Source organism: Methylobacterium sp. D48H (assembly GCF_053345715.1).
The window spans coordinates 1-17,399 of record NZ_JBKFAP010000010.1; the positions used below are offsets into that span (position 1 = coordinate 1).

The window sequence follows — 17,399 nt, forward strand, 5'->3', positions numbered from 1 at the left end:
GGTGTTGGTCAGCCCGCCCGCGAGGGTGCCGGCGTTGACCAGGCTGCCGCTGTTGGCCGCGCCACCACCGATGGCGCCGGTGTTGAGGGCCGTGCCGGTGTTGGTCAGGCCGCCCGCGACGGTGCCGGCGTTGACCAGGCTGCCGCTGTTGGTCGCGCCGCCACCGATGGCGCCGGTGTTGAGGACCAGACCGGCATTGGTCAGGCCGCCCGCGAGGGTGCCGCTGTTGGACAGCGTGCCGCTGTTGGCCACGCCGCCGGCGATCACGCCGCTGCTGAGCGCCGTGCCGGCATTGGTCGCACCTCCGGAGATGGTGCCGGTGTTGATCAGGAGGCCGGCATTGCTGACGCTGCTCTGGGTCCAGCCGGCATTGAGATAGGTGCCCGCACCCTGGACGGAGACCGGTGAGGTCAGGCTGCCGCTGCCGGACAGGAACAGGGTGCCGCCGGCGACGGTGGTCGGTCCGGCATAGGTGTTGGTGCCGGCGAGTTCGAGGGTACCGAGCCCGACCTTGGTCAGGCCGCCGACGCCGGAGATGGCGTTGGCGAAGCGGCCGTAATAGGCCTGTCCGTTGTAGGTGGTGTTGACGGTCCAGTCGGAGGTGAACTGGCCCGGGCCGTCGATGGCCTTGCCGAGGTTGAGCAGGCCCCAGCCGAAGGTGGCGTTCGGGGCGTTGGCGGGCCCGTCGCCGAGATGGGTGGCGGTGGTGAACATGGTCTGGGCGATCTGCGGCGCCGTCAGGAACGGGAACGCCTGACGCAGGACAGCGGCGGCACCCGCTACGTGCGGTGCGGCCATCGACGTACCGCTGATCGAGTAATAGCCGGCCGTCATCTGATCGGCTGGGGCCATATTCAGCGGCCAAGTAGAATAAATATTTGTCCCAGGCGCAGAAATGCACCAAGCTGCTGCGGCTCCGCACAAGTTGCTCGACCAATTTGGCCTATTGTATTCATCAACATTTACAACGGCGACGATATATCCCGAAACATCGGAGAAATCGACCTGTTTTTGCTCGATACCATTGATGTCGTACAAGCGATAAACGCCGGAATTAGAATTCTCTGGGCGGATGTAGGGAATTAAAGATGCACTTGAAGCGTTTGCCCAATTGTATAGGTTTCCGCTGACGTGGTTGTTTCCTGCTGCGAAAATAGATAACACATCTCTGCTCGAGGCTTCCTTTAATGCTTGGTGTTCCGCGCTCATAGCTTCGTAGCTGTACTTCTGATATACATTTGAGTCTTTAAAAGAGTACCCATAGCTGCCGTTTATGATGCGGGCGCCGTTCTGTGCTGCATATTCGATTGCAGATGCGGTGTCTCCGCTCAGCTGCATCCTCGGCCGATTGTATGTTTGGCTGTCATCAGTTCCAACGATAGCGCGCAAGGCAAGAATTCTGCTCTCGAAGGCGACGCCCATCATGCCCGCGGGATCGCCGTCGCGTGCTGCGGCGATGGTTCCGGCGACGTGGGTACCATGGCCGTCTCTGTCCACGACGGAGGGCATAGTGAATGGAGTAGGCGTTTGCGGATACCACTCGTAGAAATCGGCTGAGGCAGGCGAGATTCGCGAACCGCCTGGACTCGTCAAATTCCTGAATTCCGGATGTGTCGCATCTATACCGGTGTCGATGACGGCGACTAAAACCCCAAGCCCGGTGAACCCGCGAGCATACGCAGTCGAGGCATTGATCGCCCCGAGGCCCCAGTCATTCCAGTACTCGCGTGTTTCAAAATCCTGCTTGGTCAGTCCCAGTGTCGAGGGCGAGCGCGCCGGCATGGTCTGCGCCGCCACAGGTCCCAGAGCCAGCGCGAGCGTCGCGAGCGAGCTGCCGACCAGCAATCCGAGTCGCACGGGGCCGCGACGCCGGGTTCCGGCGCGCGCGCCCCGGCTCGGATCACAGGATCCGGTCACACGCTCTACATCGCTATACTGTTGGACCACCGGACTGACCCCCGCCATGCCTGCCGCAAGCTTTACACGGGAGTTAGAAAATGCGGCTTTAACGAACTATCACATTGCGGCCACACTCGGCGCCGCGCGCGACGTCCTGAAACGGGGATCCCCCTTTCTGGGACGGATGGAACCACACCGCCGGCTCGCGGGTCACGATGATCGGACGTTGCGCCGGGGGCGGTCCGGTCGAGCGGCGCCCGCGTCGAATCGCACGCCGCCCGGGCAAACGACAGTGTACAGCCGCTCGGGTCGGCGGGAGACAGGAGGACTGTCCGGGTGGACGCGGCTAACGTGCGGGACGACCGGACCGCGTTGCCACGCGTCACCTTGGGGCAGGCCCCCGTTCTTCATCGGTCGCGCGAACAGCAGGTGTCAGGCTCTACGTATGTCTTCCGAGGAGAGAAACCAGGACCCGGATGCGGCGCCGGCCGGGGGCGAGGCTCCGGGCGGCGAGGTCGCCTGCCTGCGGTTCGAGCCGCCCGCTGATCCGGCGGCGCTCGGCCGGGCGTGGCAGGACCATCTCGCGCCCATCTTCGACGTGAGCTTCCGCCCGGAGACCGACCTGACCGTCCCGATCGCGATGCGCAGCTACCATCTCGGCGACCTGCTGGTCGGCGACGTGGTGGCGCCGGCCCACACCCTCGTGCGGACGCGGGAGATGATCGGCCAGCAGGGCCTCGACCACATCCTGCTGCAGTTCTACCGGCGGGGGCAGAGCCGCGTGGAGACCGAGCAGGGCACCGGCCCCGTGAACGAGGTGCAGTGCATCGTCTTCGACCTCGCCCAGCCCGTGCGCATCGTGGCGGGCGCGGTCGACGCCACGAACGTCGTGATTCCCCGCGCCCTGCTGGAGAAGCAGGGCTGCCACCCCGACGCCCTGCACGGGCGCCCCCTCGACCACGACGGCGACCCGTTCGGGCGGCTGGTCCATAATTTCGTCGCCAACGTCGTCGCCTGCGGCGACCTCCTCGACCGCCGCGAGGCCCTGGCGGCCTCGGCGGCGATCACCCAGCTCTGCGCCAGCTGGCTGCGCGGGCAGGAGGAGGGGCGCCCCTCCCAGCACCAGGACATCCGGATCCGGGTCCGCCGCCTCGTCGAGGCGGAACTCGGCAACCCGAAGCTGACGCCCGCCCTGATCGCGACCCGGCTCGGCCTGTCGCGCTCGACCCTGTACCGGCTGTTCGCCCCCAACGGCATCGTGGCGTATATCCGCGACCGCCGCCTCATGGCGGCGATGCGGATGCTCGTGCGCGACGATGCCCCCAAACCCCTGCGCATCTCGCAGGTCGCCTTCGCGGTCGGTTTCTCGGACGAGCGGACCTTCCGGCGGGCGTTCAAGCGCCGGTTCGGCTTCATCCCGAGCGACGCGTCCCAGCGCCTGGAGACCGGCCCCGAACCCGCGCCCGGCGCCGTCCTGCGCAACTGGATCGAGAGCCTCTGACGTGCCGCGCCGGTCCGCCGGCCGGCGGCGCGCCGGCGCTGTGGGCGTCCTGTCCCTCTGCCTGTGCCTCTCCCTGTGTTTCGCGGCCGCCGCGCCGCTCGCCCCGGGCCCCGTCCAGGCCGAGACCCGGGAGGCGGCGCCCGCCCTCCGCACCGGCGAGCCCGAGACGTGGCGGGTCGCGACCCATCCGGTGCCGCCCCTGGTCATGGACGAGGACGGCCGGCTGCGCGGGTTCAGCATCGATCTCTGGAACGCCGTCGCGCGGGAGCTCGGCGTCCGGACGGCCTACCTGCGCGTCGACGACCTGCCGGCGCTGTTCGCGGCGGTCTCGGACGGGCGCGCGGACCTGGCCATCGCGGCGGTGTCGATCACCGCGGAGCGCGAGCGGCGTTTCGACTTCTCCGTCACGATGCTGGAGACCGGCCTGCGCATCGCCGTCCGGGCGGAGCCGGACGCGACCGGCTCGGCCACCGCGCGGGCTCTCCGGGCGCTCCTGAGCGACGCCGCCTTCCTGCAGGTCCTGCTGGGGCTCGCCGCCCTGATCCTGGCGGTGGCGGCCCTGGTCTGGTGGCTCGAGCGGCGCCACCCCGGCGGCATGGCGGCGCGCTCGGGACCGGCGCGCGGCTTCGCCCACGTCGTCTGGTGGGCCCTGAGCAGCCTCGCCGCCCAGGCGGAGGAGATGCCGCGCAGCCCGCTGGCGCGGGCCGTCACGGTCGTCTGGCTGTTCACCTGCATCGCCCTGGTGGCGTGGTTCACCGCGGGCCTGACCAGCACGGCGACCGTGGAGCGCCTGCGCGGCGCGATCAACGGCCCGCAGGACCTGCCGGGCAAGCGGGTGGGCACGGTCGCCGACACCACCTCGGTCGCCTACCTCGCGGACCATTTCGCCACGCCGGTGGGCTTCGCGACCCTGGAGGCGGCCTGCGCGGCGCTGCGGGCCGGCACGGTCGCGGCAGTGGTCTACGATGCCCCCGCGCTCAGCTACTACGCGACCCGGCCCGGCCACGAGGCCCTGCGCCTGGTCGGCACCGCGTTCAACCGGCAATCCTACGGCATCCTGTTCCCGGCCAACGACCCCCGGCGCAAGCGCGTCAACCAGGCCCTGCTGGGCCTGCGGGAGGACGGCCGCTACGACGAGATCTACGGCCGCTGGTTCGGCTCCGAGAGCGGCGAGTCCCAGGGTCGCTGATCAGGGCCGCCGAGGCGCGCCGCGGTAGGCCTCGGCCGGGTGGCGGGCGGGCAGCCGGTCCCCCTGGCCGAACAGCTTCGCCCGCAGCGAGCCCTCGGCGTAGGCGGTCTTGTAGAGGCCGCGGTCCTGCAGTTCCGGGATCACGAGGTCGATGAAGTCCGAGAAACTCTCCGGCACGACGATCCGGCTGAGGTTGAACCCGTCGACCTCGCCCTCCGTGATCCAGGCCTGGAGTTCGTCGGCGATCGTCACGGCGTCGCCGGTGAGGACCGCGTAGCGGCCGCCGAGCTGCAATTCGGCGAGGAGGTCGCGCTTCGTCAGCCCGCGCCTGGCCGCCGCCGCGGTAGCCGACTGGATGGCGTTGCCCGGCGCGTAGGGGATCGGCTCGTCGAGGCCGTAGCGGGCGAAGTCGATCCCCGTGGAGGCGGAGAAATGCGCGAGCCCCGCCTCCGGGCTCGCGTAGGACAGGTACTCGTCGCGCTTGGCCTCGGCCTCCGCCCGGGTCCGACCGGGGATGATCGCGAGGCCGACGAACACCTTCACGTCGTCGGGCTCCCGGCCGGCCGCGACCGCCTCGGCCCGGATGGCGCGGACGGAGTCGCGGGCGGTGGCCGGGTCGCGGGCCGAGATGAACACGCACTCGGCGTGGCGGCCCGCGAAGGCGCGGCCGCGGCCCGAGGCGCCGGCCTGGTAGAGCACCGGCGTGCGCTGGCGCGACGGCTCCGACAGGTGGTAGCCCTCGACCGCGAAGAACTCGCCCCGGTGGGCGACCTTGCGGATATGGGCGGGATCGCTGAACACCCGGGCCGCCCGGTCGCGGCGCACGGCCGCGTCGTCCCAGCTGCCCTCCCAGAGCCGGTAGAGCACCTCCAGGTACTCGTCGGCGTAGTCGTAGCGCCGGTCGTGCGCCGGCAACGCGCCGCCGCTCTGGGCGCGGTGGGCGCTGTCGAGGTAGCCGGTGACGACGTTCCAGCCGATCCGGCCGCCCGTCAGGTGGTCGAGGGTCGAGAGGCGCCGGGCGAAGGTGTAGGGCGCCTCCTGGTGGACGTTGATCGTCACCCCGAAGCCGAGATGCTCGGTCACCGCCGCCATGGCGGAGATCATCACGGTCGGGTCGTTGACCGGGAGCTGCACGGCCTCCCGGGCGGTCACGTCGATGCCGCCGCCGTAGACGTCGTAGACGCCGATGATGTCGGCGATGAACAGGCCGTCGAACAGGCCGCGCTCCAGGAGCCTCGCCTGCTCGGTCCAGTAGGACAGCGTGTTGTAATCGGCCGAGCGGTCGCGCGGGTGGGTCCAGAGCCCGTGGTTGATGTGGCCCGCGCAGGTCATGTTGAAGGCGTTCAACAGGATCTGCTTCGTCGCGGCGGCCATCAGAGCGCTCCGTGCCGGGGCGGCTGCCGGCCGTCGAGGTGGTAGGCGCCGATCCAGTGGTACTTCCAGCGCACCGGATCGTGCAGGGTGTGGGTGCGGACGTCGCGCCAGTAGCGGTCGAGCGCCTCGGCCCGGTCGGTGGCCGAGGTGCCGCCGAGCTCGACGAGCTTGTTGGCCGCGAGCAGGCCGGCCCGGTGGCTCGCCGCCCGGGCCTCCGCCACCGCCACGGAGGCGGCCGCGACGCTGTCGGCGTCGGGGGCTTCCTGCGCGGCGTCCACGTAGCGGCCGGCCCGCGCCAGCAGGGCGTCGGCCGCCGCGAGGCGCACCTGGACGTCGCCCAGCGCGTGGAGGGTCAGGGGATCCTCGCTCGCCCGCGCGACCCCGGAATCGATCCACGGCCGGGCGCGGTCGCGCACGAAGGGCAAGGTCGCCGCGAAGGCGCCCGCGCCGATGCCGAGATCGATCCCGGCGTGCAGGATCTGCGCGAAGGGGCCGAGGGCGGTGGGCCGCTCCAGCGAGGCCTGGAACGGCACCACCCAGTCGGGCTCCACGGCGACGCGGTCGAACAGGACCGAGCCCGAGCCGGTGAGCCGCTGCCCGAACCCGTCCCAGTCGTCGACCAGGGTCACGCCCGGCGCGTCCCGGGGGACGAAGACGAGGTAGGCGACCGCCCGGCCGTCCTCCTCGGCGTTGGCCAGGGTGGGGATGCGGTGGGCGTAGAGCGAGCCGGTGCAGTAGTCTTTGCGGCCCTCGACAGTCCAGCCGGCCGGGTCGCGCACGAGGCGGGTGCGGCGGGTGTGGTCGCGCGCGCCGGTCTCGGCGAGCGCGTTGCCGAAGCGCTCGCCCGCCAGGACGCGGCCGTAGAGGGCGCGCTTCTGGGCCTCGGTGCCGCCGTTGCGGAGCACCTCCAGGGCGTAGAAATGGTTCTGCGGGATCTGGCCGAGGGAGCCGTCCGCCGCGGCGATCCGGGCGATCACCTGGGCGACCGTGGCGCTGTCGAGGCCGGGGCCGCCGTATTCCCTCGGCACCGTGATCGCCCAGAGGCCGGATTCGGTGAAGCGCGCGATCTCGGCGACCGGCAGGCGGCGCTCCAAGTCGCGCTCGGCGGCGGCCTCGGCGAAGGCCTCCGCCAGCCGGTCGGCGACGGCGAGCGCCGCGGCGGCGTCCGGAAGGACCGGCACCGGGCGCGGCGGCGCGGGTGCCTGCGTGAAGGCGGTCTCGTGGGGCTGGAGCGGCATCGCCCGGTCCTCAGTTCCACTGGTGCCGGGCGGGCAGCACGCCGTTCAGGGCGTGGTTCCCGAGGAGGTGGTACTTCCACCGCACGGGGTCGTGCAGGGTGTGGACCCGGGCGTCGCGCCAGTACCGGCCGAGATTGTACCCGTCGCGGGTCGCCGAGGCGCCGGCGAGCTCGAGCAGCCGCTCGGAGGCTTCCAGGGCGATCTCGGTGGTGAGGATCTTGGCCTGCGCCACCGCCACCGACGCCTCGGCCGCGCTCTGGGCGGTGACGGGGGCCGCGGCGATCCGGTCGAGCGCCCGTCCGGCCCGGGCCAGGACCTCCTCGGCGGCGTGCAGGTCGACGGTGAGCCGCCCGACCTCGCCGAGGATGTGGGGGTCCTCCGCGACGGTCTCGGCGGTGAAGGGATAGGGCCGGGTCCGGGTGCGCAGGAAGTCGAGGGCGGCGGCGGCCGCGCCCCGGGCGAGCCCGGCGTCGATCGCCGCGTGGATCAGCTGCGAGACCGGCCCGAACAGGCCCGGGCGCCCGGCCAGGGGCGCGAGGTCGATCGTCAGCTCCGCCTCGACCGGGGCCTGCGCGAAGATCACGCTGCCGCTCGCCGTGGTGCGCTGGCCGAAGCCCTGCCAGTCGTCCACCACCCGCACGCCGGGGGCGTCCCGGCGCACGAAGACCAGGAGCGGCCCGCCGTCGGGGCCGACCGCGCGCGTCGGGATCCAGTGGGCGAAGAGCGCGCCCGTCGAGTAGAAGCGCGTGCCGCTGAGCCGCGGGCCCTCCGGCCCGGCGGTCAGCCGCGTGTCCACGCCGGTGATCGCCTTGCCGTTGCGGGCGGGGCCGGCATTGCCGATCCGGTGGCCGGCGAGCACGTCCCGGTAGATCCGCGCCTGCTGGGCGGGGCTGGCGGCGGCCGCGACCAGCGCCAGGACGCCGAACTGGTTCTGGGGGATCTGCGCCGCCGAGCCGTCGGCGGCGGCGAGGATCGCGAAGACCTCCGCGAGCGTCGCGTGCGAGACCCCGGCGCCGCCGTGTTCGCGCGGCACCGTGATGCCGCCGAGCCCGCTCTCCGTGAAGGCCGCGATCTCCGCCCAGGGCAGGCGCCGGTCGCGGTCGCGCTCGGCCGCGCCCGCCGCGAAGATCCGGGCCACGGCCCGCGCGGCCGCGATCGCCTCGGCGTCCGAGCGGATCCGGTGCGGCGGCGACGGCGGCGGCGGCAGCCGATCTTCGACCGGGTCGGTGACGGGATCGTCCAGGTGCAGGCTCATACGGTTTCCGGTTGACCGCTCGGGTTGGGACGTCCCGCCGTCATCGCGAGCGCGGCGAAGCGCCCCGGGGCCGCGCCGGGTTGGAAGACGCGGCGCTGCCTGGATCGCTTCGCTCCGCGCGCGCGGACGGCGATGTCGAGGTCGTCGACCGGGGACGATCGATCGGTGTGGGCTCCCGGTCGGATCGCCCAGGTCGGACGGTTTCGCTCAGCGGGCCCGGAGCCGCCGCACCGCGGTGTCGCCCGCGAACTGGACCGCGCACACGAGGGCGATCAGGATCGCGATCACCACCACCATCACGGTGGTGTCGAAGCGCTGGTAGCCGTACCGGATGGCGACGTCCCCGAGCCCGCCCGCGCCCACCGCGCCGGCCATCGCGGAGGCGCCGATCATCGCCACCACCGTGATGGTGAAGCCGGCCACGATGCCCGGCAGCGCCTCGGGCAGGAGCACGTGGGCGAGGATGTGCCGGCGCCGGCAGCCGATGGACTGGGCGGCCTCGATCAGGCCCGCATCCACCTCCCGCAGCGAGACCTCGGCGATCCGGGCGAAGAACGGGGTCGCGCTCACCGAGAGCGGCACGATCGCCGCCCAGACGCCGATCGTGGTGCCGGCCACCAGCCGGGTGAACGGGATCAGCGCCACCAGCAGCACGATGAAGGGCACGGCCCGGAAGCCGTTGACCACGGTCCCGACCACCCGGTGGGCCGTCGGCGCCGCGAAGATGCCGCCGGGCCCGGAGGTGACGAGGAACAGCGCCAGGGGAATACCGGCGACCACGGCGATCCCGGCCGAGACCCCGACCATGAGCGCGGTGTCGAGGAAGGCCTGCCAGAGGCGTTCGATCATCTGCGGCGACATGGCGGGCCTCCGGGTTCGGGGTGCAGGGGCGGCGGTGCATCGGTCGGGGTATCGGGGGAGGAGCGGTCCCGCATCGTCTCACCCCTCCGCCGCGTCGGCGGGGACGTAGCCGACCCGCTCCACGTCGCCGCCGAGCGTCCGCAGCCGCGCCTCCGCGCCTGGGTCCTCGGCCGGGACGGCCACCAGCATCCGGCCGACCGCGTGGCCCTGGATCCGCTCGATGCCCGCCTGGAGCAGGCGCACCGGCGCCCCGGCCCCCGCGAGGCCCGACAGATCCGGCGCGGCCCGGCCCGAGCAGGTGATCCGCAGGATCGCCCAGCCGCCCGGCGCGGGCCGCGGCTGCAGCCGGGCCGCCAGATCCGGCGGCAGGCCGCGGGTCAGGGGTTCGAGCAGCGCCCGGGTGGTCGGGTGCTCGGGCGCCCCGAACACGCGCCAGACCGGCCCGGTCTCGACGACCCGGCCGCCCTCCAGCACCACGACGTCGCTGCAGATCTCGCGGATCACGCTCATCTCGTGGGTGATCAGGATGATGGTGATCCCGAGCCGCCGGTTGATGTCGCGCAGCAGGTCGAGGATCGCCAGCGTCGTCTCCGGGTCGAGGGCGGAGGTCGCCTCGTCGCAGAGCAGGATCTCCGGATCGCTCACGAGCGCCCGGGCGATGCCGACCCGCTGCTTCTGGCCCCCGGAGAGCCGCGACGGGTAGGTGTCGGCCTTGTCTTCCAGGCCGACGAGGCGCAGGGCCTCCGCGACCCGCGGGCCGATCGCGTGCCGCGGGACGCCCGCGACCGTGAGCGGCAGCGCCACGTTCTGCCGGACGGTCTTGGCCGCCAGCAGGTTGAAGTGCTGGAAGATCATGCCGATGCGCCGGCGCAGGGCGACGAGCCCGTCGGTGTCGAGGGCGTCGATCGGGGCGCCGTCGACCAGGACCCGGCCCGAACTCGGCGCCTCCAGCCGGTTGACCGTGCGCAGGAGGCTCGACTTGCCCGCCCCCGAGCGGCCGATGATGCCGAAGATCGCCCCGGCGGGGATCGCGAGGTCCACCCGGTCGAGCGCCTGCACCGGTCCGGCGGCCGAGCGGTAGGTCTTCGAGACGGACTCGAACCGCACCGTTCCGGTCTCCCGGCCGACCTCGCTGCCGGGCGCGGCGGCCGGGGCCCGGGCGGCGGTCGCGGCGCCCGGGCCCGTCCGCCCGGCCGCGGCCGGCGTGCCCGGATCGCGCAGGCTGTCGAAGATCAGGCCGACCATCAGTTCTGCCACGCCAGCAGGTACAGCTTGTCGCTGTTGGCGAAGGACTTGCGGATCTGCTGTTTCACGGCCTCCGAATTCTGGAAGAGCGTCACGAATTTCCGGATCACGGGGTCCTCCTTGCGGGCGGCCTTGGTGACGAAGCTCACGGCGAAGCGCCGGTCCTCGATACCGGAATAGATCAATCCGCTGGTCGGGTCGAAACTGCCGGCCGCCACGATGAAGTGCGGGTAGCCCAGGGCGAGGTCGACGTCGCCGGTGATCCGCGCGAGCTGCGGCCCCTCGACCTCGGTGAACCGCAGCGTCTTCGGGTTCTCGACGATGTCGTCGAGGGTGCCGAGGAAGCCGACACCGTCCCTCAGCGTGATCAGCCCGGCCTTCTGGAGGAGCAGCAGGCCGCGGCCCTGGTTCACCGGGTCGTTGGCGATCGCCACCGTGCCGCCCGCCGGGATCTGGTCGAAGCTCTTATGCTTCAGGGAGTACAGGCCGATATTGGACAGGATCCCGAGCCCGACGATGTCGAACGCGTAGCCCTTCTGCTTGGCGGCATTCTCCATGAAGGGGCGGTGCTGGAAGAAGTTCACGTCGATGTCGCCGGCGTCGAGGGCGACGTTGGGCGTCGTCCAGTCGCTGAACTCGACCACCTTGACGTCGAGGCCCTCGGCCTTGGCCTCCCGGGCCGCGACCGTGACGGCGTCGCCGTAGGCGCCGGGCACGACGCCGACCCGGAGGGTCTCCGCCCCGGCCGGGAGGGCCCCGAGGCTGAGCGCCGCGACGGCGAGGAGACGCAGGAACTTCATCAGGCGGGAACTCTGATCGGGATGGACGGGGGCAAGTCCGGCTGCCGGGCCGCGATGGTTCGCGCCGCATCCGAAGGCATGCGGACACGATCCATCAAGTCGACAGGCGCCGTCTCACGTGGATGATTGTCTCGCGTCAGGTTTAGATCAGCGCGGCCCGCCCCGAAATTCTAAAGATCGTCGTTCGACGACACGAACGATCTCCCGATACCCCTGAACCGGAGAGGCGCATGCTGCGCCCCCGCGGGGCTCCTCTCCGGCCCCGCTCCGTCCCCGCGCGCGCGGTCCCGCGGGCGGTCCGGCCCCGGGGACGGGGCGCGGCGCCCGGGCGGATCCCGGTCGCCCGGACCGGGCGCCGAATACAGGTCGGTCCGGCGGGGGAAGCGCCGGAACAAGCCTTGTCGGATCGGATTGAACCTGCGATTATCCAGTCATCGCAACGGCTTAGTGAAGATCATGCTCTTCCGCGAGCACTCCGCGAACGAAACCTTCTCCCCCATCCTCGATCCGGGGGATGAGCCTTCCCGGGTCGCGGAGATGCCCCGCCGCCCGGTCCCCGAGGCCTGGTCCGGCGTCGCCGCGCCGGTCCTCGCCCCGGGCGACGAGGTGGTCTTCGACCGGCTCGACCTCGCCGAGATCCTCGGGATCTGGCGCCATGCCCGCGGCCGGGTCGTGGGTCTCCACCGCCCGTGGGGCGCGGCCGCCACCGTGGACGTGCAGTTCGAGGGACACGAGACCCTGGAACGCTACCTGCCGGACCTGTTCCGGCGCGTGCACTGAGGCGCGCCGACAGGCCCGCCGGCCGGCGGAGTCATTGGCTGACCCCGGGCTGACCCCGGGCTGACCTTGGGCCGACATCGCCCGGATCTGTCGGCTGAGAGGACAGCGAGTGTCTGTTTTCACGACACTTCGCGGCGCCGCGCACGGATCGGGCCCGCGCTCACGAAAATGTAGGGCCCCACCGGCGCGCGTCTCCCCCCCGGGCCGGAACCCCGCCGGCTCCGAAACGTCGGGCCGGTCGCGACCACCGCGGCCGATCTCCCGGCCGGGGCGGACGGGCCTGTCCGGGGGGCACGATGGCTCAGGGAAACCACAGACGGCGCGCGGGCGCACCATGACGGCGAGCCACGGCGTGTTCGCCTTCGCGCATGTCGGCGACCTGCATCTCGAGCGGGCCTCCGACCCCCACGCTGCCGACCTGCGGGCGATGCTCGCCGAGGTGGCGGGGCTGCACCGACACGGTCTCCTCGACTTCGTCTACATCCCCGGCGACCTCGCCGAGGACGGGCGGGCGGAGCAGTACGCGGTCCTGCGCGAGGCCCTGGACCGGCACCCGGACCTGCCGGTGCGCCTGATCGCCGGCGACCACGACCGCCAGCACGGCACGATGGCGGATTTCGACGCCCTGTTCGCCGCGGTGGCGGGCAGCCCGCGCGGCGGCGGCCACGCGGCGCGGCGCCACGACCTGCCGCGCCCGCGCGACCCCGTCTCGGTGACGCACTACTACTTCGCCGAGACCTGGGCGGGCGTGCGCTGCCTGTTCCTCGACATGGTCAGCCCCGGCTACGGCCAGAAGGGCTTCGGCCTCGATTTCCGCCTCGGCCCCCACCAGCTCGCGTGGCTCGGCGAGGAGCTGGCCCGGGCCGAGCGGGAGGGCCAGCCCTGCGCGGTCTTCGCCCACACCTACCCGGACGACCTCTGCGTGCCCGACGAGCGGGCGGCGCTCGCCGGTCTGATCCGCCACTACGGCGTCCGCCTCGTCGAGATGGGCCACACCCACTACAACGAGCTCGCCCCGGACGGGCGCACCCTCTACGCCGCGGCCCGCTCGGTCGGCCAGAACGAGGACGGCTCGGTCGGCTACGCGGTCGCGGCGATCGACGGGCCGGTCGCGAGCTGGCGGTTCAAGCCCCTCGACCGGGCACTGCCCTTCGTGATGGTCACGAGCCCCGCCGACCGGCGCCTCGCCACGGCGCCCCTCGACGCCGCCGACGGCACGGTCTCGGTGCGCGCCCTCGTGCTGTCGGACCGGCCGCGGGCCGCGTGGCGCTGTCACCTGCGCGTCGATGGCGGCCCGGCCCACCCGATGGTGCCGGACGGCCCCCGGACGGTCCACGCCCGCATCCCCTGGCGGGACGGCGCGCGCCGCCTCGCCGTCACGGTCGCGGACGGCACCGGCAACACCGACACCGAGGTGATCGAGCCCGTGGACCGGAGCTTCGTGCCGCCGCCCGCGCACGAGCGCCCCGGCAGCGACGCGTTCCGCCTGCCGGCCTGGCCCGAGAAGGGGCTCCGGGGCGACCAGCTCGGGCCGAACCGCAACGGCCGGCACTGGTAGCCGGTCCCGCCCGAATCGCGGCACACCGCGCCGCACGATCCACCCCACCAGAGGACCACCGCAACCGATGGGCGCGCTGACGCTGACCCCCAACATCGCGACTTGGACGATCGCCGCCCTCGCGACCCTCGGCGTCATCCTGCGGCCGTTCGCGTGGCCGGAGGCGATCTGGGCGGTGCTCGGGGCCGGCGCCCTCGTGGCCCTCGGCCTGCTCGCCCCCGCCACCGCCTGGGACGGCGTGCTGAAGGGGACGGACGTCTACCTGTTCCTCGTCGGCATGATGCTGATGTCGGAGGTGGCCCGGAAGGAGGGCCTGTTCGACTGGCTCGCCTCGATCGCCGTGCGCGCCGCCAGGGGCTCGGCGACCCGGCTGTTCACCCTCGTGTACCTCGTCGGCACCGTCGTCACGGTGTTCCTGTCCAACGACGCCTGCGCGGTGGTGCTGACGCCCGCCGTCTACGCGGCCACCAAGGCCGCCAAGGTGGAGAACCCCCTCCCCTACCTGTTCATCTGCGCCTTCATCGCCAACGCGGCGAGCTTCGTGCTGCCGATCTCGAACCCGGCCAACCTCGTGGTCTTCGCCGAGCACATGCCGCCGCTGGTGCGCTGGCTCGGCCTGTTCGCCCTGCCCTCGCTGCTGGCCATCGCGACGACCTACGCGGTGCTGCGGCTGACCCAGGCGAAGACCCTGCGCGGGCAGGAGGTCGCCACCGACGTCGAGGCACAGCCGCTCTCCCGCACCGGCCTCGTGGCGGGGATCGGCATCGTGGCGACCGGCGGCGTGCTGATCGCGGCTTCCGCGCTCGGCCTCGACCTCGGCCTGCCGACCTTCGTGGCCGGGCTCGCCACCACGATCGTCGTGCTGCTGCTCAAGCGCGGCGGCCTCGTCGAGGTGGCCAAGGACGTGTCGTGGAGCGTGCTGCCGCTGGTGGCCGGGCTGTTCGTCCTCGTGGAGGCCCTGGAGAAGACCGGCGTCCTGGCGATGCTGGCGGACCTCCTCAAGGGCTACGCCCACGCCGCCCCGGAGGCCACCGCCTGGGGGGCGGGCGGCCTCGTCGCGGTGCTGTGCAACCTCGTCAACAACCTGCCGGCCGGGCTGATCGCGGGCGCCGCGGTCCAGACCGCCCACGTGCCCGAGAAGGTGGCGGGCGCGATCCTGATCGGCGTCGATCTCGGGCCGAACCTGTCGGTGACCGGCTCGCTCGCGACGATCCTCTGGCTCACCGCCATCCGCCGCGAGGGCCAGGATGTCGGCGCCTGGACCTTCCTCAAGCTCGGCCTGCTGGTGATGCCGCCGGCCCTCGCGCTGGCGCTCGCCGGCCTGCTCCTCGTCTGACCCTTCCCCGCAAACCCGAAGGTCCGCGCGCGTGACGGCTGCCCTCCTCTATCCCTTCATCCTGGTGGCGGGCGCGCTGCAGGCGATCGGCAACGCCATGAACGCGCAGCTGCGCGGCCGCATGGTCAATCCGTGGCTCGCCGCGACGGTGTCGTTCCTGCCGATCGTCTTCGTGTTCACGACCCTGTTCCTCACCATGCCGACGCCGCTGCCGAGCCTCGACAGCTTGGGCAAGATGCCCTGGTACGCGCCCCTCGGCGGCCTGGCCGGCGCGGTCGCGGTGTTCGGCGGCCTCGCCTTCATCGACAAGGTCGGCGCCGGGCCGTTCAACGGCCTGACGCTCACCGCCAACATCCTCACCTCCCTGGCGATGGACGCGCTCGGCCTGTTCGGCCTGCAGGCGGCGGGCTTCAAGCCGATGCCCTGGCTCGGCGGCCTGCTGATGGCGGTGGGCGTCACCTTCATCGCGCGCTCGGGCGGCAAGAGCGACGGCGGCGGCTCGGGGGTCGGCGGCAAGCTGCTCTACCCGTTCATCCTCGTGGCCGGCGCCCTGATGGCGATCGGCGTGGTCTGGAACGCGCAGCTCCGCGGGGCCCTGGAGAATCCCTGGCTCGCCGCGACGGTCTCGTTCGTGCCGGTCGTGTTCGTGTTCGCGCTGATGTTCCTGCTGCGGCCGTCGCCGCTGCCGACCCGCGACGACGTCGCGGGCGTCCGCTGGTGGATGCCCCTCGCCGGCCTCACCGGGGCGGTCGCGGTCTTCGCCGGGCTGCTCTTCGTCGACAAGGTCGGGGCCGGCGCCTTCAACGGCCTGCTCATCACCGCCAACCTCCTGACCTCGGTGGCGCTCGATCATTTCGGCTGGTTCGGCATGAAGCGGGTCAAGGCCGGCCCGCCGCGCCTGATCGGCGCCGCCCTGATGGTCGGCGGCATCGTGCTGATCTCGCTGTTCTGAGTGGCCGGGGCGATGTGGACCCTCCCCGCCTGGATCCTGCGCCGGGAGACCCTGCTCCTGGCCGGGGCCGCCCTCCTGGGCGCGGGCGGGGTCGCGGCGTGGTACCTGCTCCAGGCGACGGTGCTCACCATCGCGGTCGCCCCCCGGGACGGGACCGAGCCCGGCCTGATCAAGGCCTACGCGGACGCGCTCGAGGCCGCGCACGAGAATGTCCGGCTGAAGATCCTGTCCTTCGACGACGTGCGCGAGAGCGCCGCCGCCCTGCAGGACGGGCGCGCCGACCTCGCGGTGGTCCGCCCCGACGTGCTGCTGCCGACGAACGGCCTGACCCTGGCGATCCTGCGCGACCAAGCGATGGTCATCGCCTCGCCCGAGCAGGCCGGGATCACCAGCTTCCCGAAGCTCGCCGGCAAGCGGCTCGGCATCGCGGCGCACCGGGACGCCGATCTCTGGCTGCTCCGGAACCTCCTCGGCTATTACGGGCTCACCCTGGAGGAGGCCGCCGGCCCGGCCCGGGACTCGACGGTCCTGCTGGTCCCGGTTGACCAGGAGGCGGTGGCCGGCGCCTTCCGCGAGAAGCGGATCGACGCCTTCGTCAGCATCATCGCGCCCTCGGCGCCGAAGGCGCTGGCCCTGGTCTCGGCCGTGCAGGGCGTCGCCCGCGGCGGCAAGGTGGCGTTCGTCGCCGTGGAGGATGACGGCGCGGTGATCGAGCGCTTCCCGCGGCTCCAGGCGGTCACCGTCCCGGGCGGCCTGTTCGGCGGCCGCCCGAAGCTGCCGGCCGACGACGTGAAGACGGTGGGCGCTTCGTACCGGCTGATGGCCCGGGCCTCCCTGAGCCGCGTCGTGGCGGCCGACGTGACCCAGCAGCTCTTCGAGAAGCGCGGCGCCGCCGCCCTGGCGACGGACGCCGCCGAGTACGTCCAGGCCCCGGCCTACGACACGACCGTGGCGGCCACCAGCGCCCGCATCCCGATCCATCCGGGGGCGATCGACTATTACGAGCGCGACCAGCACGGCTTCATCGAGCGCTACGGCGACACGCTCTACCTCCTCGGCGCGCTGGTGGGCGGCCTCGTCTCGGTGCTGGCCTGGATCCGGCAGCGCCTCGCCAGCCTGCGCCGCGAGCGCATCGACGAGCTCCTGGACCGGCTCCTGGAGATCGCCGGGCAGGCCCGGGCGCTGCGCGACCCGGCGGCGATCGAGGCGCTCACCGTCGAGGTCGACGCGCTGGCCATGGACGTCGTCCGCTACGCACGCGAGCGGGAGCCGGACACCCGCACCATGTCGGCGGCGTCCGTCGCGATCGACACGGCGCGGGCGACCATCGCGGATTGCCGGGCGCGGGCGGCCGAGGACGGGGGGCGGACCGGGCGGCCCGTCCGGCTGCACGGCGCGGGCGGGGCCTGAC

14 protein-coding genes are annotated in these 17,399 nt (G+C 72.4%); 7 read left to right on the plus strand and 7 right to left on the minus strand.

The window, feature by feature from the left end; translation table 11 throughout:
- Window positions 1–1,797 (minus strand): S8 family serine peptidase (locus ACLBX8_RS17455; RefSeq protein WP_447715575.1); only part of this gene is annotated, 1,797 nt, incomplete at its 3' end.
- A 547-nt stretch (window positions 1,798–2,344) separates the two neighbouring features.
- Between ACLBX8_RS17455 and ACLBX8_RS17460 the strand changes: the two genes are divergently transcribed.
- Entirely contained in the window at window positions 2,345–3,400 is a 1,056-nt protein-coding gene (locus ACLBX8_RS17460) for a helix-turn-helix domain-containing protein (protein ID WP_447700942.1), read from the plus strand.
- Window position 3,401: 1 nt separating this feature from the next.
- Window positions 3,402–4,589: a transporter substrate-binding domain-containing protein gene (locus ACLBX8_RS17465; RefSeq protein WP_447700943.1), complete on the plus strand. Its 1,188-nt coding sequence runs from the start codon at window positions 3,402–3,404 to the stop codon at window positions 4,587–4,589.
- Here ACLBX8_RS17465 and ACLBX8_RS17470 read toward each other — a convergent pair whose 3' ends face one another.
- The 6 genes from ACLBX8_RS17470 to ACLBX8_RS17495 all read right to left on the minus strand — a co-directional run bounded on the left by ACLBX8_RS17470 (window position 4,590) and on the right by ACLBX8_RS17495 (window position 11,362).
- Window positions 4,590–5,963 carry an LLM class flavin-dependent oxidoreductase gene (locus ACLBX8_RS17470; protein ID WP_447700944.1) on the minus strand — a complete coding sequence of 458 codons (1,374 nt, stop codon included), beginning with the start codon at window positions 5,961–5,963 and terminating at the stop codon, window positions 4,590–4,592. It abuts the gene before it with no gap.
- Window positions 5,963–7,201 carry an SfnB family sulfur acquisition oxidoreductase gene (locus tag ACLBX8_RS17475; protein WP_234081597.1) on the minus strand — a complete coding sequence of 413 codons (1,239 nt, stop codon included), beginning with the start codon at window positions 7,199–7,201 and terminating at the stop codon, window positions 5,963–5,965. Before ACLBX8_RS17475 ends, ACLBX8_RS17470 begins: the two co-directional genes overlap by 1 nt.
- A 10-nt stretch (window positions 7,202–7,211) precedes the next feature.
- Complete coding sequence (locus ACLBX8_RS17480; protein WP_447700945.1) at window positions 7,212–8,456, minus strand: SfnB family sulfur acquisition oxidoreductase; 1,245 nt, start codon at window positions 8,454–8,456, stop codon at window positions 7,212–7,214.
- A 207-nt stretch (window positions 8,457–8,663) separates the two neighbouring features.
- A complete protein-coding gene (locus ACLBX8_RS17485) occupies window positions 8,664–9,317 on the minus strand; it encodes a methionine ABC transporter permease (protein WP_020096012.1) in 654 nt (217 codons plus the stop codon).
- A gap of 78 nt (window positions 9,318–9,395) precedes the next feature.
- On the minus strand, window positions 9,396–10,562 hold the full coding sequence (locus ACLBX8_RS17490; RefSeq protein WP_447700946.1) for a methionine ABC transporter ATP-binding protein: 1,167 nt from the start codon (window positions 10,560–10,562) through the stop codon (window positions 9,396–9,398).
- Complete coding sequence (locus ACLBX8_RS17495) at window positions 10,562–11,362, minus strand: MetQ/NlpA family ABC transporter substrate-binding protein (protein WP_234081592.1); 801 nt, start codon at window positions 11,360–11,362, stop codon at window positions 10,562–10,564. The genes ACLBX8_RS17490 and ACLBX8_RS17495 overlap by 1 nt, the downstream gene beginning before the upstream one ends.
- Window positions 11,363–11,899: 537 nt before the next feature.
- Between ACLBX8_RS17495 and ACLBX8_RS17500 the strand changes: the two genes are divergently transcribed.
- The 5 genes from ACLBX8_RS17500 to ACLBX8_RS17520 all read left to right on the plus strand — a co-directional run bounded on the left by ACLBX8_RS17500 (window position 11,900) and on the right by ACLBX8_RS17520 (window position 17,398).
- Entirely contained in the window at window positions 11,900–12,142 is a 243-nt protein-coding gene (locus ACLBX8_RS17500; RefSeq protein ID WP_427510446.1) for a hypothetical protein, read from the plus strand.
- A 334-nt stretch (window positions 12,143–12,476) separates the two neighbouring features.
- Window positions 12,477–13,700: a metallophosphoesterase family protein gene (locus tag ACLBX8_RS17505; RefSeq protein ID WP_447700947.1), complete on the plus strand. Its 1,224-nt coding sequence runs from the start codon at window positions 12,477–12,479 to the stop codon at window positions 13,698–13,700.
- Between the two features lie 67 nt (window positions 13,701–13,767).
- Window positions 13,768–15,036 carry an arsenic transporter gene (locus ACLBX8_RS17510; protein WP_056529770.1) on the plus strand — a complete coding sequence of 423 codons (1,269 nt, stop codon included), beginning with the start codon at window positions 13,768–13,770 and terminating at the stop codon, window positions 15,034–15,036.
- A 31-nt stretch (window positions 15,037–15,067) separates the two neighbouring features.
- A complete protein-coding gene (locus ACLBX8_RS17515) occupies window positions 15,068–15,988 on the plus strand; it encodes a DMT family transporter (RefSeq protein WP_020096018.1) in 921 nt (306 codons plus the stop codon).
- Window positions 15,989–16,000: 12 nt separating this feature from the next.
- Entirely contained in the window at window positions 16,001–17,398 is a 1,398-nt protein-coding gene (locus tag ACLBX8_RS17520) for a TAXI family TRAP transporter solute-binding subunit (protein WP_091683322.1), read from the plus strand.
- Window position 17,399: the final 1 nt, after the last annotated feature.

Coding starts and splice junctions, on each gene's coding strand:
- ACLBX8_RS17460 (WP_447700942.1), top strand. CDS start 2,345: ATGTCTTCCGAGGAGAGAAACCAGGACCCGGATGCGGCGCCGGCCGGG.
- ACLBX8_RS17470 (WP_447700944.1), bottom strand. CDS start 5,963: ATGGCCGCCGCGACGAAGCAGATCCTGTTGAACGCCTTCAACATGACC.
- ACLBX8_RS17475 (WP_234081597.1), bottom strand. CDS start 7,201: ATGCCGCTCCAGCCCCACGAGACCGCCTTCACGCAGGCACCCGCGCCG.
- ACLBX8_RS17480 (WP_447700945.1), bottom strand. CDS start 8,456: ATGAGCCTGCACCTGGACGATCCCGTCACCGACCCGGTCGAAGATCGG.
- ACLBX8_RS17485 (WP_020096012.1), bottom strand. CDS start 9,317: ATGTCGCCGCAGATGATCGAACGCCTCTGGCAGGCCTTCCTCGACACC.
- ACLBX8_RS17490 (WP_447700946.1), bottom strand. CDS start 10,562: ATGGTCGGCCTGATCTTCGACAGCCTGCGCGATCCGGGCACGCCGGCC.
- ACLBX8_RS17495 (WP_234081592.1), bottom strand. CDS start 11,362: ATGAAGTTCCTGCGTCTCCTCGCCGTCGCGGCGCTCAGCCTCGGGGCC.
- ACLBX8_RS17500 (WP_427510446.1), top strand. CDS start 11,900: ATGCCCCGCCGCCCGGTCCCCGAGGCCTGGTCCGGCGTCGCCGCGCCG.
- ACLBX8_RS17505 (WP_447700947.1), top strand. CDS start 12,477: ATGACGGCGAGCCACGGCGTGTTCGCCTTCGCGCATGTCGGCGACCTG.
- ACLBX8_RS17510 (WP_056529770.1), top strand. CDS start 13,768: ATGGGCGCGCTGACGCTGACCCCCAACATCGCGACTTGGACGATCGCC.
- ACLBX8_RS17520 (WP_091683322.1), top strand. CDS start 16,001: ATGTGGACCCTCCCCGCCTGGATCCTGCGCCGGGAGACCCTGCTCCTG.